Raw genomic sequence first — 14,902 nt, 5'->3', positions numbered from 1 at the left:
GAATATAGAAAAGGATTAATAAATAAGCAGAAGATGATCAGAACTGTGATATTAAAGCAAGATTTGAAAACGATTTTTAAATTTAAAGATGGGGGAGTAAGAAAGGAAAAAAGAAATATAACGATAGATAGTCAACAATAGGATTATTTACTATCTATCTTCAGGCTCGATGGCGTAAGAAGGGGTGATTACATCCAATCAGTATTACGAATAATGCCGACAGCGACACCTTCAATATCAAAACTTTGGAAATTTAAATCAACACGAATTGTGCTCATTTCATCATTCTCAGGATGCAGTAATATTTCATTGCCCTGCTGTTCAAAGCGCTTAACCGTTACTTCATCGTCGACACGCGCAACAATAACTTGGCCTTTACTGATATTTTTAGTTTTATGTACAGCTAATAAATCACCATCCATAATCCCAATATTACGCATACTTTCGCCACGTACACGCAGTAAAAAATCTGCCGTTGGTGTAAACATTGAAGGGTCAACATTATAGTGTGCTTCAATATGTTCTTGCGCTAAAATTGGCTCACCGGCGGCAACCTGCCCAATTAAAGGTAAACCACTGGTAAGGTCAGCATCAACCAACAAACGAATACCACGTGACGTACCCGCAAGAATTTCGATATGGCCCTTTCGTGCTAATGCCTTTAAATGCTCTTCTGCAGCATTAGGCGAACGGAAGCCAAGTTCCTTAGCAATTTCAGCTCGGGTCGGTGGCATACCTGTATTTTTAATATGTTGTTTAACTAATTCAAATACTTCTGCTTGTCTTTGTGTCAATGCTTTCATCATGAACCCTAACTGGTTTTATATACAGTTTCTTGTAATTATATACAGTATTATCAAGTTTGCAATATAAGCCTTGGCTATATCTGGATAATAATGAATTAATCGTTTGCAGGTGCTTAAACACAGATTTATAGTTATACATCTGATATTATTGGAGTAAGCACTCTTGCACTTTAAACAACAGAATGATAACACCTATGCAACAAACACCGTCAATGTTAAGTCGCAGTTTCGTTAACGGCTTAGTTAAATCTCAGTACGTACCAGATAACCCAATTGATGCGCTAAAGTTAGATTTAACGCGTCCAATTGTTTACGCTTTAAAAACTAAATCGATGACTGATCTCGTTGCATTACAGCGAGCGTGTAAAGAACGAGGCTTACCCGACCCACTTACACCAATAAAAGTGAACGGGGTAATCATTCCCAGTTATGTTTGCTTAGATAATCCAGCGCCCCTCTTCGGCCGAGTAAAAGATACCGACGTATTTTTTAACGAATTCCAACAGCTACTACGCTTACATAAAGATGATAAAGCCCTTGATATTCAATTAATGCCAGTCGCATTATTTTGGGGTCGCGCACCCGGTAAAGAAGGTCAAATACCACTTCTGTCATTAGCAAACAGTATTTCACCAAGCCGTTTACGTAAAACAATCATTGTGGGTCTTAACCGTAAAGATAACTTAGTTCGTTTTAACAAACCGGTATCACTGCGTTTCATGGCCGATCAGCACGGCACCGATGAAAAAATTGTACAGAAATTAATTCGTGTTGCTAAGATCCATTTCAGTCGTCAAAAATTAGCCGCATCAGGTCCCAAACTACCTAACCGCTACCAACTTGTTGAACAACTACTGCGTAATCCAGAAGTTAAAAAAGCCATTCAAGTTGAGATCGCTGAGCATAATATTTCAGCGAAAAAAGCGGAAAAGCGAGCCAATGATTACATCGATGAAATTGCCAGTGATTTTTCGTATAAACTCGTAAAAAACACCAGTAATTTTATGAGCTGGTTATGGAATAAGATCTACAGCGGTATCAAAGTTAATAACGCCGAACAAGTGCGTAAACTTGCCGCCGATGGTCATGAAATTGTATTTATGCCTTGCCATCGTAGCCACATGGATTACTTACTTATTTCTTATGTTATTTACAATGAAGGTTTGATCCCACCACATATAGCCGCTGGTATTAATCTTAACTTCTTCCCTGCAGGCCCTATGTTCCGTCGTGGCGGCGCATTCTTTTTACGCCGTACGTTTAAAGGCAATAAACTTTATGCAACCGTCTTCAGAGAATACCTAAGCTTATTATTCTCAAAAGGATATTCTGTTGAATTCTTTGCTGAGGGTGGCCGAAGCCGTACCGGACGTTTATTACCACCAAAGACCGGTATGCTTAACATGACATTACAAGCGATGTTAAGAGAACAAAGCCGACCAATTACATTAGTGCCAGTATATCTAGGCTACGATCATGTGATGGAAGTGAGTACCTACGTAAAAGAGTTATCAGGGGCTAATAAGAAAAAGGAAAGTGTATTCCAAGTATTTGGGATCGCCAAAAAGCTTAAAAATTATGGCCAAGCATTTGTTAACTTTGGTGAACCGATCAATCTTAATCAATATTTAAATAAACACGTTAAAAACTGGCGTGATGACATGAATATGCCGGTTGAAGAACAGCCTAAATGGCTAAACCAAACGACCCGCGATCTTGCGAATCAAGTGATGATAAATATCAATAGTGCAGCTGCGGTAAATGCCTTAACGATTTGCGCAGTAATTTTACACGCCGCGCCACATAAAGCACTGAGCCGAGAAATTTTGGTGAAGCAAATTGATAGTTACTTAAAATTACTTCGTAACAATCCGTATAGTGAATTTAGTACCTTACCTGAGAACAGTGCAGAAGAAATTCTAGACCAAGCGATCTCACTGAAAAAATTCACCGTGCGTGAAGATAGCTTAGGGCAAATGCTATCGATGTCATATGAACAAGCTGTACTATTAACCTTCTACCGTAATAATATTTTACACCTGTTTGCACTACCGTCATTAATTGCGGCAATCGTAACAGAAAAACCACAAACAAATGTAGAAGACATTAACGCCAAAGTTCGCCAGCTTTATCCGTTAATTCAAGCGGAACTGTTCTTGAAATATTCAGACGATGAGTTAGATGATTGTATCACTGACACGTTAACTGAGATGCAAACACAGGGATTAATCGTCAACAGTGACAGTGTCATTATACCGGTTAACGAACACTTAATGTCACTGAGACTACTTGCTGCAAGCATCCAAGAAACACTACAACGTTATGCGATTGTACTGACCGTATTAGAGCATAACCAAGTCATTGAAAAAAGCCAACTCGAAGATCGTAGTCAGTTAATTGCCGAACGTTTATCATCGCTAAACGGGGTGAGTGCGCCAGAGTTTTTTGATAAGAAAGTGCTCGCTATCTTTATTAATAAACTCCAAGATCTGCATTACTTATCTGATACAGGCACAGCTAAATCCGATAAAATTAGTCAGTTAGCGAATATAGTCAGAAGCTTAACCACGCTTGAAGTGAAGCAAACAATCTCGGATGTAATGCTTAGTCAGCAGTCTAGTGACAACAAGTAGCATCATACTTGAGGTGATGTCGTTACTATAATGATATTGCCTTCCGGGCATTACACATTGGAAGTAATAAAAAAGGAGCTAACGCTCCTTTTTTATTACTTGTGAATGACATCCATTCAGTATTTATACATAACTTAAAAATAGGCTCGCAAAAATAACCATACCAACATAATTATTATGTAAAAACGCTTTAAAACAAGCGTCTCTATCACGATCCTTAATCAAGATTTGTTGATACACAAATAACCCTGCAACAATGATTAGGCCAATAAAGTACACACTTGGTAATACAAGTAACCAACCTAATATAACGAGGCACAACAACGACGCTAACTGCAGTAATCCCACGATCAACTTATCTTTCTCACCAAATAAAATAGCCGTTGATTTAATACCAATTTTTACATCATCGTCCCGATCAACCATGGCATATAAGGTGTCATAAGCCACGGTCCATAAGATGTTAGCCACAAATAATAACCATGCATAACTCGGTACTGTATCTAATTGCGCTGCAAATCCCATCGGAATAGCCCAACCAAACGCCATCCCTAATACCACTTGCGGTAGATGAGTATAACGCTTCATAAAGGGATAGCATGCAGCAAGACCAACAGCAACAAACGATAATAGTATCGTTAATGTATTCATGGTTAACACCAGTAAAAATGCTAACAAAGTTAAACCAAAGAAAAACGTCAACGCGGCACGACTTGATATACGCCCTGCAGCCAGAGGCCTATTTTCAGTGCGTTTTACATGCCCATCAACATGACGGTCAGCAAAATCATTAATCACACATCCCGCCGCACGCATTAAAATAACCCCTAATGTAAAAACGAGGAGTACATCTAATTTAGGGACCCCTTCAGCAGCAATCCACAGCGCCCACAGTGTTGGCCACAATAACAGCAAGGTGCCAATAGGCTTATCCATACGAGTAAGCTGTATGTAATCTTTCATTTTTGATGTCATGAACGACATAGAGTTAACGTCCTTTTATTATTTATACGCTAAGGCATCAGGTAAAAACACTTCAGAAACAAGTAATGACTGCCCGCCTAATAGAAAACACGAGCGACGCCCGAACAACGATGCTTTAGGGGCTGATGAGAACAGATGAGATAATGAATATACTTTACTGTGTGAATAAAATTCAGCAATTTCAATTTCACTACGTTGCATATCAGGTGCGTTAAACAATACGCTACCTAATGAACGGTTCCCCAGTTTTTCCAGTTCACCGCCTGGTGCAGTTAGCGTATTTAACGGTATAACGCTACGCGCAAAGACCCAAGGTACGCCATCAAGTTTTAATAGTACTTCACGAACAAACCCTAAGTTATCCGTTAGGTTTAATTTTATCTTTTCATCATCGGATAATTGATAATGGCCTTCCGCTAATATTTCAACCGTAAATGTCTGACAATGCTGCTTCAATCTAGCTGTTAATGACCCCGTATCAACGAGCCAATCATAAAGATTCGCAGATAATTTTTCTTCTAATATAGTTGGCCACAACCACTTCGAATCACAGCCTATGGGATAGCTTGGTAATGTCTGCTCACTAGTACGCGTATTATTTATATTATCTGACATATTATAAATTACTTTTTCAACAACGGAATCAGGCATAATTATCTGCTATTCAGACCAAGATTGTAAGCAGGGACACAAGTTGTTAACTGATTTATTTAATTAATCATTTGAAAGTGAGTATACTGACTCACAACCAACCTACTTTAACGACTCATTTAACTAAGGATACGGTAAATGAAAAAATTATTCTGGCTCTTGTGTATGATCACGGCCTCAGTCTCTTCCACTGCCGTATCTGCTAACGACCACAAGCCTGTGTATATTTATTTCGGCTTAGAGCCGGATATTATTACCAACTATACCAGTGAAACAAACAAAATTGGTTTCATCAGTGTCTCTATAGAATTTATGCTGGCAGATAAAAAAAGCTTAGCGGTGATAGAAAAACACGAGCCCTTGATCAGAGATAAAATAATTTCATTACTCGGTCAGCAATCACCACAACATTTACGCTCTCTCACTGGCCGCGAAGAAGTCAGAAAAATGATCCAAAATGAAGTGAACGGCTTACTCAAACAAGAAAGTGGTGAAGCCGTTATTGAGAACCTATTATTTACCAAATATATATTAATGTAATCAAAAAAAGGAGTAAGCCGCTAAGCCTACTCCTTTATCAATTCACATCACTAATACAATCAGCTAGTCACTCATTATCTTAATAGCATTAACGTTTAATCGCATTAATGATCGCCGTCGTGGAACAACCATCTTCAAATTGTAAGATATTAACCTTGCCACCATTCGCCAGAACTTGTTTATGCCCAGCGATCTCTTCCACTTTGTAATCGCCACCTTTAACTAATACATCAGGTAGCAATTCAGAGATTAAACGCTCTGGTGTTTCTTCAACAAACTCCACAACCCAATCAACTGCACCTAAGGCAGCAAGTACCGTCATACGGCGGTCACAAGTATTAATCGGACGGCCTGAGCCTTTCAACCCACGTACAGAAGCATCCGAATTCACCGCCAAAATTAAACGTTGCCCTAATTTACGTGCCGAATTTAAATAAGACACGTGGCCCGCATGCAGAATATCAAAACAACCATTAGTCATGACAATCTCTTCACCACGTAACTTAGCCGATTTAACCGCAATTTTTAACTGTTCTTCGCTTAATACACCAAACCCGCTTTCATGAGAGCCGTAGACAGAGTTCGCTAATTCCATCGGGCTTACCGTCGACGTACCAATTTTAGCGACCACAACACTTGCTCCCGCGTTAGCCAATGCGCAAGCTTCTTCGAGTAATGAACCCGCTGATACAGCCGCCGCTAATACAGAAATAACCGTATCACCCGCACCGGTCACGTCATACACTTCTTGTGCTAATGCTGGAAGATGAAATTCCTCTTGTTCCACTCGAATTAAGGTCATGCCTTTTTCACTACGCGTAACTAATAATGCTTCGAGATCATATTCAACAATTAATTTTCGACCTTTATCAATCAGGTCTTGTTCATTCTTGCAATGTCCAACAACCGCTTCAAACTCCGATAAATTTGGCGTTAACAAGGTCGCACCACGGTATTTTTCAAAATCACAGCCTTTTGGATCAACAAAAACTTTAACGCCTTGTTGTTTTGCTGCTTGGATCATTTGTTGCACTTCAACCAAGGCGCCTTTGTTATAGTCAGATACGATCATGACTGAATAATCCGAAAAATTATCAATCGTTTTGACTACTAAAGGTTGGGTATCTACTGCCGCAACAGATTCTTCAAAATCTAATCTAATCACTTGCTGGCCACGGCTTAATACACGTAATTTAGTGATTGTTGGGTAATCATCTAATTGCAAAAAATCACAAATAACATCGACAGCATTCATTTTACCGCATAGCGCTTGTGCAGCTTCATCATTACCCGTTAAGCCTAAAAGTTTTGCACTCGCGCCTAAAGCCGCAAGGTTAAGCGCAACGTTAGCGGCGCCACCAGGGCGATCTTCAACATTGTTCACTTTAACAATTGGGACTGGTGCCTCTGGAGAAATACGACTCGAATCGCCCGTCCAATAACGATCTAACATTACATCGCCAACGACTAATATTTTTGCATTGTTAAAGTCAGGTAAAATGATTTCCATTATTCTCTCGATAACTTCTAATTAGAAGATTTAAATTTATAGTCTAAAAATGCTTGGCCACAACCAACCATTAAACCAAGTACATGTGCAGCGTTAGCAACATTGAGACCAAATATTGGGAAAAAGCCGAGCACAAGCCAAACCAGCATAAAACCAACATAAGGCTTGGGTAAACTAATACCCTGTGTTGGCGCTAACCAACCTGTCCACCAAATATAACCGACCAAGGCATAAACCACACCCGATAAACCACCGAAGTTAGGCCCGGTTAATAAAAACTGACCGATATTGGGTATTAACGCAGCAACTAAAAACAACAGTAATAACTTTTTACTGCCCAGCTTATTTTCAATTTGGCCGCCAAGATACCACCACCATAATAAATTAAAGACCAGGTGTAAAACTGAAAAATGAATAATCGCAGGGGTAAATAAACGCCAAACCTCACTCAGAGATGTAACACTTAAATCAAAAGGAAAATGCAGCGCAGCATAGATAAACTCATTTTGTGTCAACATGCTAAAGTACATTGCCACAAAGACAATCACACTCAAGGCAAAAATAGTGAGGGTCACTTTACCTGCATGCATCAAAAAGTTGGACAACATATTACCCGAACCATAACTGAAATTTACCGTACGCGTATCAGCAACATCCCAAGACGCAGCTTGGTATTTATCTTGATAAGGGTCAGCCAAAAAGATATCGAGTTCTTGTGATGCAACTTCAACATGGGTCATCGCGGGTAAACAAATCGCAAACCCGTCTTCTGTTTGTGCGACTTTCGCATCAATTTTTTGCACTGCTAAATAATCCACAAAAGCCTGCGCCATACGCGGATTATTAATTACGCCAATCTCAATCATGCTATTACCTATTTTGTCACAAACGCACATTCTCGACGCCAAGCTTCAAACCCGCCGTCCATGCTGTACACGTTTTCAAAACCTTGTTCCACTAAATATTGTGCAGCCCCTTGGCTACTACGGCCATGGTAACAAACAACAACAACAGGCACATCAAAGTCCGTTTGCTGCATGAAGTTACCTAACGCTGAGTCAGTGAGATGCAATGAATCTTCAATATGTGCATCTGTAAATGATTGAGGATCGCGAATATCGACAATTTTAACGCCTGTACTATTGCTGATTAATTGTTGGACCTCATTAATTGAAATATGTTTAAAACTATCCATGCTACACCTTAAATATAATTTTTTTCGTTCGATGATGTCCACATTAAAGATTGAATTTAATGATTCACGAACGAACTATTAGTTTATGATGATATTATCACATTGCTCATATTGATACAGAAGGGAATACCTGATGCTTAGCCGCTCACTTTACACCGCGTTACTTTATGCAACTTCACCGTTGATATTTTCTCTACTGTTAAAGACAAAAAAAGGTAAGCCACCTGTTGGGCAGCGCTGGAAAGAGTTTGTAGGTATCGCACCGGAATTAGCGCAATCACAGCCGCCGATTTGGATCCATGCAGTTTCGGTGGGAGAGGTAATTGCAGCTACCCCCATTATCAATGCCTTGCAACAACACTATCCTGAACAACCGCTACTCATTACGACGACAACGAGTACTGGTGCAGAGCGTGTCGCTGCCTTAACAGGTAACATCGAACACAGATACTTTCCTGCAGATTACCCTTGTGCGGTAAAGCAATTTATTAGCCGTATGAAACCAGCACTTTGTTTAATCATGGAAACCGAGTTATGGCCGAATATGCTGACTATTTGTAAAAATGAAAATATTCCCACCATAGTAGTCAATGCTCGGTTGTCTGAAAAATCGCAACAAAAATACCAACGATTTGAATCATTGTTTTCAGCGCCGTTACAAAAATTGACCCATATCTTATGTCAGGATGAAAATGCTCTACGTCGTTTTAAAACGTTAGGGTTAAGGCAATCGCAACTTTCTGTCACAGGTACCGTAAAATTTGATATTCAATTCTCGGACACCATCATCAATCACGGTTTATCACTGCGCCAACAGTTTGGCAAACAACGTCCTGTCGTCATCGCCTCAAGTACACATAAAGGTGAAGATGAGATCGTGCTCGCGGCATTCGAGATAGTAAAACAACAACATACGAATGCGCTGTTAATACTAGTACCTCGCCATCCAGAACGTTTTGATGATGTGGCGACACGCTGCTTAGAAAAATTCCCTCACACACAACGACGCAGCCAAACTAAAACGACAGACAACCTAAGTAACATTGATGTTTATTTAGGGGACTGTATGGGTGAGATGCCAATACTACTTGCCGCCAGTGATATTTGCTTTATGGGCGGAAGTTTAATTGGAGATAAAGTCGGTGGACATAACTTATTAGAACCAGCCGCATTATCAAAAGCGTGTATCACAGGTCCAAGTTATTATAATTTTGCGGACGTAACAGCCCAATTACTTGCATGTGATGGGGTTGCGGTCGTCAGTAATGAGCTTGAATTAGCCCATAAGATAAATGAATTGATGTCACAACCAGAGATTGCAGTGGTCATGGGACAACAAGCAAAGAGTGTCGTGGAAAAGAACAAAGGCGCATTAACCAAAATTATGCAAAAACTAACCTTTTACATCGACCAAACGCTCGATCAAGCCCATACAAAATAGTCTGTATCGTCAATATGGTTTATCTTGTTCACTAAAGATCAGCGATAAAGAAAAACCATATTGCATACCTACACCGTCAATAAGAATCAATACAACTAGCTGTTTGTCTCAGGAATAACCGTTTCAGCCGTCGCTAAACGTAAATAATATTCACGCATATGCTGATAATCGACAAGGGCTTGTTCAGTGAAGTAAGGTTTCATCATGAAGAGCGATTTTAGAATGCCACGATAAATATCCGTCTTATATACTTTTGCATCTTTACTGATTGTGGTGCGATAGCTTACCCAAGACACAAGCACAACCTTAATAGAGTTGGCTAATTCATCCAGATCTTCCATTGGAATATTCACCACTTTATTTTTCTGTAAAGAGTATAATAAATCAACTTCACGCTGTGCTGACACTTCTTGGAATTTTAAATATTTTTTATGTAAGTTTGGATCTCGAGATAACAGGGTCGGTAAACTGTAATACAAAAATCGAAAACGCCACATCGTTTCAAACATCGAATCTAAATAACTCATCATCACTTCTAACGTCACGTCGCCTTCACTGTGAGGTTGGAAATGGTCCGCTAAATAATTCACATATTGATCAAAAATAGAGTCAATAATGTCTTCTTTATTACGAAAATGATAATAAAGATTGCCAGGACTAATACCTAAATGTGCGGCAATATGATTGGTGGTCACGTTACGCTCACCACATTCATTAAACAGCTCAAGTGCAGTATGAATGATCTTATCTCTGGTTTTCATGAAAACGACCGCTTTGATTTATAATGGAATATGCAATACTCGCACATTTACAGCTAAATGACACAGTGTAATATCTCATTATTAGAATGTTCACTCAATGATGATAACCCGCGAATAATAAATCCCAATCTGTCACTTGCCATTTGAACGCCGCATCTTTCGTTTGCTCTTTAACAAAAGAGCGCTTTAACCGTGCTAGATTATCTTTTTTCCACGCTTCTGCAGCGGGTTTGAATTTACAGCGATCAAAATCGATCAACCACCACTTGCCCTCCCCATCGAGAATAATATTATGGGTATTTAAATCCGCATGCCATAAATCAACATCATGGAAACGTTTTATCATTGCGCCAATTTGTCTATAATCATCAGGTTTTAACGCACGATCTTTTAATACCGCAACTAAATCGTTGGCACCTGCAATCTTCTCGGTAATCAAATCAGCATGATAAAACAATCCTTGTTTAATAATCTGTCCTGCAATCGGTTTTGGTGCTGGTAAGTTTTTATCCACAAGTTGCTGAGTCACCACAAACTCTTGGTAAGCACGGGTATTCTTTAACCCAGTATAAAAATAGGCATCTTTAATTAACTTCGCAATCAAACCACCACGATGATAATGACGTAACACAAATTCATTATCGTTTATTTTAAAAAACCAGGTAATACCGCGACCAAACGCTGAACCAATAATCGCATTATTACGTTGCCAATATGTCCCATCAAAATATTCAGGGGTGATTTCGCCTTTTAATTCGTCCTGAAAAAATAAGACTCTAGCGCCTTGTGTCTCTATTAACATGTGATCTCCAAAAAAACTTCGTCGATAAATTTTACATTACCTCAAACGATTTGCATAATAGCCTTTTACATTCAACAGCTAGAAATAATGAATATGACCCCTCCACAGAGTATCTGTATTTTACGTTTTTCCGCAATTGGTGATGTTTGCCATGCTGTTTCTGTTGTACAAGCAATTCAGCGACAATACCCAAATGTAAAGATTACTTGGGTGATCGGAAAAATAGAAGCCATGTTAGTTGGGGACATCAGTAATGTTGAATTCATTATTTTTGATAAAAAAGCCGGATTAAAAGGCTATTCAGACCTACGCAAAAAATTAAATAACCGTCAGTTTGATGTATTACTGCATATGCAAGTTGCACTCCGAGCTAGCGTCGCGAGTTTATGTATTAAAGCCAAACAGCGCTGGGGATTTGATAAAACAAGAGCCAAAGAAGGCCAGTGGTTGTTCACTAATCATAAAATTAAGCCGCAATCACAACCCCATGTACTCGATGGTTTTATGGCGTTTGCCGAAGCGATTGGCGTACCCGTTGCACCTCCACAATGGGATATCCCACTTTCAACCCAAGATAACTTATGGGCGCATTCACAATTAAGCCACGAAAAGAAAAATTTTATTATTTGCCCATCAGCAAGTAAAGCAGAACGTAATTGGTCGACAGAAGGGTATGCTGAAATAGCCAATTATATGCATGAGCAAGACTATCAAGTATCAATATGTGGTGGCCCGACAGAAAGCGAAAAGCAACTCGCCAAAGATATAATGCAGCTCACCACCGCGCCAATTAATAACCTTGTTGGTGAAACATCCTTGAAACAATTGCTCGCTATTTTAAAACATGCTGATCTTGTATTAGCACCCGATACTGGTCCTGCGCATATGAGTACCACTGTAGGGACTCCCGTTGTTGGCTTATACGCTCACAGTAACCCGGGGCGTACAGGGCCTTATAATAACCTTAACGATGTCGCTGAAGTTTACCATCAACATTTACCAAACAGTGAATGGGGACAACGCGCGAAAGGACCTGACTTAATGAATGATATTTCAGTTGAACAAGTAAAGTCGAGCCTACAAAAATGGCTTTAAAAGCACAATTTAAATTCAAGTAATATTGGACTACAATCGTGTTTCTATATTATTCATAAATAACAACCTGAATACGAGTCATGTGACCATGCCCAAAAAATATCTTTTTTACATTAGCCAAAACTATAGTTTCGCAATATTAAGGCCTTTACAGTCCGAGATTAAACGTCTAGGCGGTAATGTAAAGTGGTTCCTAGAACCAAATGTGAACGCGAGTTATTTAGCTGCCGATGAAGAACAGTTAACCACAGTGGAAGCAATACAAGTCTTTAACCCTTTTGCTGTATTTGTACCAGGTAACGTTGTACCTAGTTTCATACCGGGTATTAAAGTGGGTATTTTCCATGGCTTTGATGCTGGAAAATTGAATCGTCGAGGTGAAGAAGATCATTATCAAATCCGAGGATGCTTTGACTTATATTGTACATTTGGGCATAAAGTAACTCAGCAATTTTCTAAGTTGGCTAAATCAGAGCAAACCTTTAAAATTACAGATACGGGCTGGCCAGCTGTCGACCCGCTATTTTCATTAGCACCAGCCAATAATCCTTATCACGCTCTCAACGATAATCGTAAGACTGTATTATTATGCTCAACATTTTCTCGTAATTTAACTTGCGCACCTCACGTTTATGATACGATCGCACGCTTATCAAAAACAGGTAAGTGGCGCTGGTTAGTACAATTTCATCCTAAAATGGATAGCGAAATTGTTGAAAAATATAAAGCATTGGGCAGTGATAATTTACAATTTATTGAGACCGATAACGTCATTCCGATATTACAAACTGCCGACGTGATGCTTTGTGATACGTCATCAGTATTATTGATGTTCTTACTACAAAGAAAACCAGTGGTTACTTTTAAAGGTAACCAGCAAGGAGAACACCTCATCAATGTGAGTACACCAGAGCAAATTGAATCAGCGTTAACAGAAGCGTTAACACAGCCAGATGAACTCATGCGACACATTGATGATTACATAAAATATATTCATGCGTATACAGATGGTAATTCAAGTGCCAGAGTATTAGATGCAGTTGATAACTTCACTTTTGACTCATTAAAGGCTAAGCCATTAAACCTATTACGCCAACTGAAATTAAGAAAAAAATTAGGATACTGGAAACTATCATGACAGTAAAAGTAATTTACCCAGGTACATTTGATCCCATCACCAATGGCCATACGGATCTAATCGAGCGCGCCGCAAAATTGTTTGATCACGTTATTGTTGGCGTGGCCTTTAACCCAACCAAAAAGCCGTTCTTTAATCTTGATGAACGCGTGCAGTTAGCAAAAACCGTAACAACACATTTGAATAATGTGGAAGTGGTAGGATTTAGCGGTTTATTAGTTGATTTTGCTAAAGAATATAATGCATCCGTATTAATTCGAGGCTTACGTGCGGTATCTGATTTTGAGTATGAATTCCAACTTGCGAATATGAATCGTCGCTTAAGTCCTGATTTAGAAAGCGTATTCCTAACACCGTCTGAAGAAAATTCATTTATCTCTTCAACACTGGTTAAAGAAGTAGCCATCCACAACGGCGATGTCGCACAGTTTGTTGCACCGATTGTTTGCCAGGCTATTTTAGATAAAATTGCAGAAAAATAGCCCGTTAAAAAGCTTAGGTTAGCGTTGGCATTGATTACAATAAATCGTGTTGCGCTGGCCGATCTTCATCGCTTGTAATACTTCACCACATTTCGGGCACGGCTTCCCAGCCTTACCATACACTTGCAGTTCCTGCACAAAGTAACCCGGTTTACCATCCGTCTGAGTAAAATCTTTCAGTGTCGTACCGCCTTGCTCAATGGCTTTCGCTAATACTTGTTTGACTTCTTCCACGAGAACTTTATAACGCTGTAAAGACACCTTGCCCGCGGCACGTTTTGGACTAATCCCAGCAGAAAATAACGCTTCATTGGCATAAATATTACCCACTCCCACCACGATATGGTTATCCATTAGAAATGACTTAATCGGCACTTTTCGTGCTCGCGATCGCTCAAATAAACGTTGTGCTGTAAACGCATCGGTCAACGGCTCGGGTCCTAAACTGGCTAATAATTTATGCTCAAGCACATCCCCGACTTGCCACAACACCGAGCCAAATCGCCTAGGATCGTTCAGGCGAAGACATTTACCTGAATTCAACACTATGTCTACATGATCATGTTTTTCGACTGTCACGGTCGAATCAAGCACCCTTAAGCTACCAGACATACCCAGATGAATGATGATTGTGCCTTTTTCAGTCTCGAGTAATAAATATTTGGCTCGGCGACGTACGCTTGTCACTGTACAGCCCACTGCATCCTGTATCGCGATTGGCACTGGCCAACGTAATTGTGCATTACGCACAACTATCTTAGTGATTTGTGCATTTTCGAGATAAGGGGCAATGCCTTGACGGCTTACTTCAACTTCCGGTAATTCAGGCATGTGTAAATCCAGTATATGAGAACTTAATCTGTT

The 14,902-nt window shown here is 39.6% G+C and carries 15 protein-coding genes; 6 read left to right on the top strand and 9 right to left on the bottom strand.

The features are described from left to right. Nucleotides 1-188 precede the first annotated feature (188 nt). On the bottom strand, nucleotides 189-803 hold the full coding sequence (gene lexA / locus AKG98_RS21505) for a transcriptional repressor LexA (RefSeq protein ID WP_067051117.1): 615 nt from the start codon (nucleotides 801-803) through the stop codon (nucleotides 189-191). Nucleotides 804-1,000: 197 nt separating this feature from the next. On the opposite strand from lexA, the gene plsB reads away from it, so the two are divergent. Then, nucleotides 1,001-3,439, top strand: a complete 2,439-nt coding sequence (gene plsB / locus AKG98_RS21500) for a glycerol-3-phosphate 1-O-acyltransferase PlsB (protein WP_067051113.1) — start codon at nucleotides 1,001-1,003, stop codon at nucleotides 3,437-3,439. A gap of 123 nt (nucleotides 3,440-3,562) precedes the next feature. Here plsB and ubiA read toward each other — a convergent pair whose 3' ends face one another. Both ubiA and AKG98_RS21490 read right to left on the bottom strand, forming a co-directional pair. Beyond that, nucleotides 3,563-4,423, bottom strand: coding sequence for a 4-hydroxybenzoate octaprenyltransferase (gene ubiA / locus AKG98_RS21495; protein WP_067051109.1), 861 nt, complete (start codon nucleotides 4,421-4,423; stop codon nucleotides 3,563-3,565). Between the two features lie 18 nt (nucleotides 4,424-4,441). Further along, nucleotides 4,442-5,074, bottom strand: coding sequence for a chorismate lyase (locus AKG98_RS21490; RefSeq protein ID WP_228140388.1), 633 nt, complete (start codon nucleotides 5,072-5,074; stop codon nucleotides 4,442-4,444). 138 nt (nucleotides 5,075-5,212) lie between these two features. Here AKG98_RS21490 and AKG98_RS21485 point away from each other — a divergent pair, with 138 nt between their 5' ends. Beyond that, complete coding sequence (locus AKG98_RS21485; protein WP_067051107.1) at nucleotides 5,213-5,614, top strand: flagellar basal body-associated FliL family protein; 402 nt, start codon at nucleotides 5,213-5,215, stop codon at nucleotides 5,612-5,614. An 88-nt stretch (nucleotides 5,615-5,702) separates the two neighbouring features. On the opposite strand, the gene hldE is transcribed toward AKG98_RS21485, so the two are convergent. The 3 genes from hldE to glpE are packed head-to-tail and all read right to left on the bottom strand — an operon-like array spanning nucleotide 5,703 to nucleotide 8,319. Then, a complete protein-coding gene (gene hldE, locus AKG98_RS21480; protein ID WP_067051104.1) occupies nucleotides 5,703-7,124 on the bottom strand; it encodes a bifunctional D-glycero-beta-D-manno-heptose-7-phosphate kinase/D-glycero-beta-D-manno-heptose 1-phosphate adenylyltransferase HldE in 1,422 nt (473 codons plus the stop codon). A 17-nt stretch (nucleotides 7,125-7,141) separates the two neighbouring features. Then, on the bottom strand, nucleotides 7,142-7,990 hold the full coding sequence (gene glpG / locus AKG98_RS21475) for a rhomboid family intramembrane serine protease GlpG (RefSeq protein WP_067051101.1): 849 nt from the start codon (nucleotides 7,988-7,990) through the stop codon (nucleotides 7,142-7,144). Nucleotides 7,991-7,998: 8 nt separating this feature from the next. Next, complete coding sequence (gene glpE / locus AKG98_RS21470; protein ID WP_067051098.1) at nucleotides 7,999-8,319, bottom strand: thiosulfate sulfurtransferase GlpE; 321 nt, start codon at nucleotides 8,317-8,319, stop codon at nucleotides 7,999-8,001. Nucleotides 8,320-8,452: 133 nt separating this feature from the next. Between glpE and waaA the strand changes: the two genes are divergently transcribed. Further along, nucleotides 8,453-9,760, top strand: a complete 1,308-nt coding sequence (gene waaA / locus AKG98_RS21465; RefSeq protein ID WP_067051095.1) for a lipid IV(A) 3-deoxy-D-manno-octulosonic acid transferase — start codon at nucleotides 8,453-8,455, stop codon at nucleotides 9,758-9,760. A 95-nt stretch (nucleotides 9,761-9,855) separates the two neighbouring features. Here waaA and AKG98_RS21460 read toward each other — a convergent pair whose 3' ends face one another. Together AKG98_RS21460 and AKG98_RS21455 are read right to left on the bottom strand one after the other, a co-directional pair. Further along, the gene (locus AKG98_RS21460) at nucleotides 9,856-10,521 is read right to left on the bottom strand and encodes a TetR/AcrR family transcriptional regulator (RefSeq protein ID WP_067051092.1); all 666 of its coding nucleotides are present in this window, start codon (nucleotides 10,519-10,521) and stop codon (nucleotides 9,856-9,858) included. A 94-nt stretch (nucleotides 10,522-10,615) separates the two neighbouring features. Beyond that, nucleotides 10,616-11,323: a 3-deoxy-D-manno-octulosonic acid kinase gene (locus tag AKG98_RS21455; protein ID WP_067051089.1), complete on the bottom strand. Its 708-nt coding sequence runs from the start codon at nucleotides 11,321-11,323 to the stop codon at nucleotides 10,616-10,618. A gap of 93 nt (nucleotides 11,324-11,416) precedes the next feature. On the opposite strand from AKG98_RS21455, the gene AKG98_RS21450 reads away from it, so the two are divergent. The 3 genes from AKG98_RS21450 (at nucleotide 11,417) to coaD (ending at nucleotide 14,038) form a co-directional block, all read left to right on the top strand. Further along, complete coding sequence (locus AKG98_RS21450; protein ID WP_067051150.1) at nucleotides 11,417-12,418, top strand: glycosyltransferase family 9 protein; 1,002 nt, start codon at nucleotides 11,417-11,419, stop codon at nucleotides 12,416-12,418. A gap of 88 nt (nucleotides 12,419-12,506) precedes the next feature. Further along, the gene (locus AKG98_RS21445; protein WP_067051086.1) at nucleotides 12,507-13,556 is read left to right on the top strand and encodes a CDP-glycerol glycerophosphotransferase family protein; all 1,050 of its coding nucleotides are present in this window, start codon (nucleotides 12,507-12,509) and stop codon (nucleotides 13,554-13,556) included. After that, entirely contained in the window at nucleotides 13,553-14,038 is a 486-nt protein-coding gene (coaD, locus tag AKG98_RS21440) for a pantetheine-phosphate adenylyltransferase (protein WP_067051083.1), read from the top strand. Before AKG98_RS21445 ends, coaD begins: the two co-directional genes overlap by 4 nt. Nucleotides 14,039-14,056: 18 nt before the next feature. Here coaD and mutM read toward each other — a convergent pair whose 3' ends face one another. Continuing rightward, nucleotides 14,057-14,869 carry a bifunctional DNA-formamidopyrimidine glycosylase/DNA-(apurinic or apyrimidinic site) lyase gene (gene mutM / locus AKG98_RS21435; RefSeq protein ID WP_067051080.1) on the bottom strand — a complete coding sequence of 271 codons (813 nt, stop codon included), beginning with the start codon at nucleotides 14,867-14,869 and terminating at the stop codon, nucleotides 14,057-14,059. Nucleotides 14,870-14,902 lie beyond the last annotated feature (33 nt).

The sequence above is a fragment of the Moritella sp. JT01 genome, assembly GCF_001574435.1.
In the GTDB taxonomy this organism is placed as follows: domain Bacteria; phylum Pseudomonadota; class Gammaproteobacteria; order Enterobacterales; family Moritellaceae; genus Moritella.
This window is presented reverse-complemented; position numbering and strand designations above follow the sequence as displayed.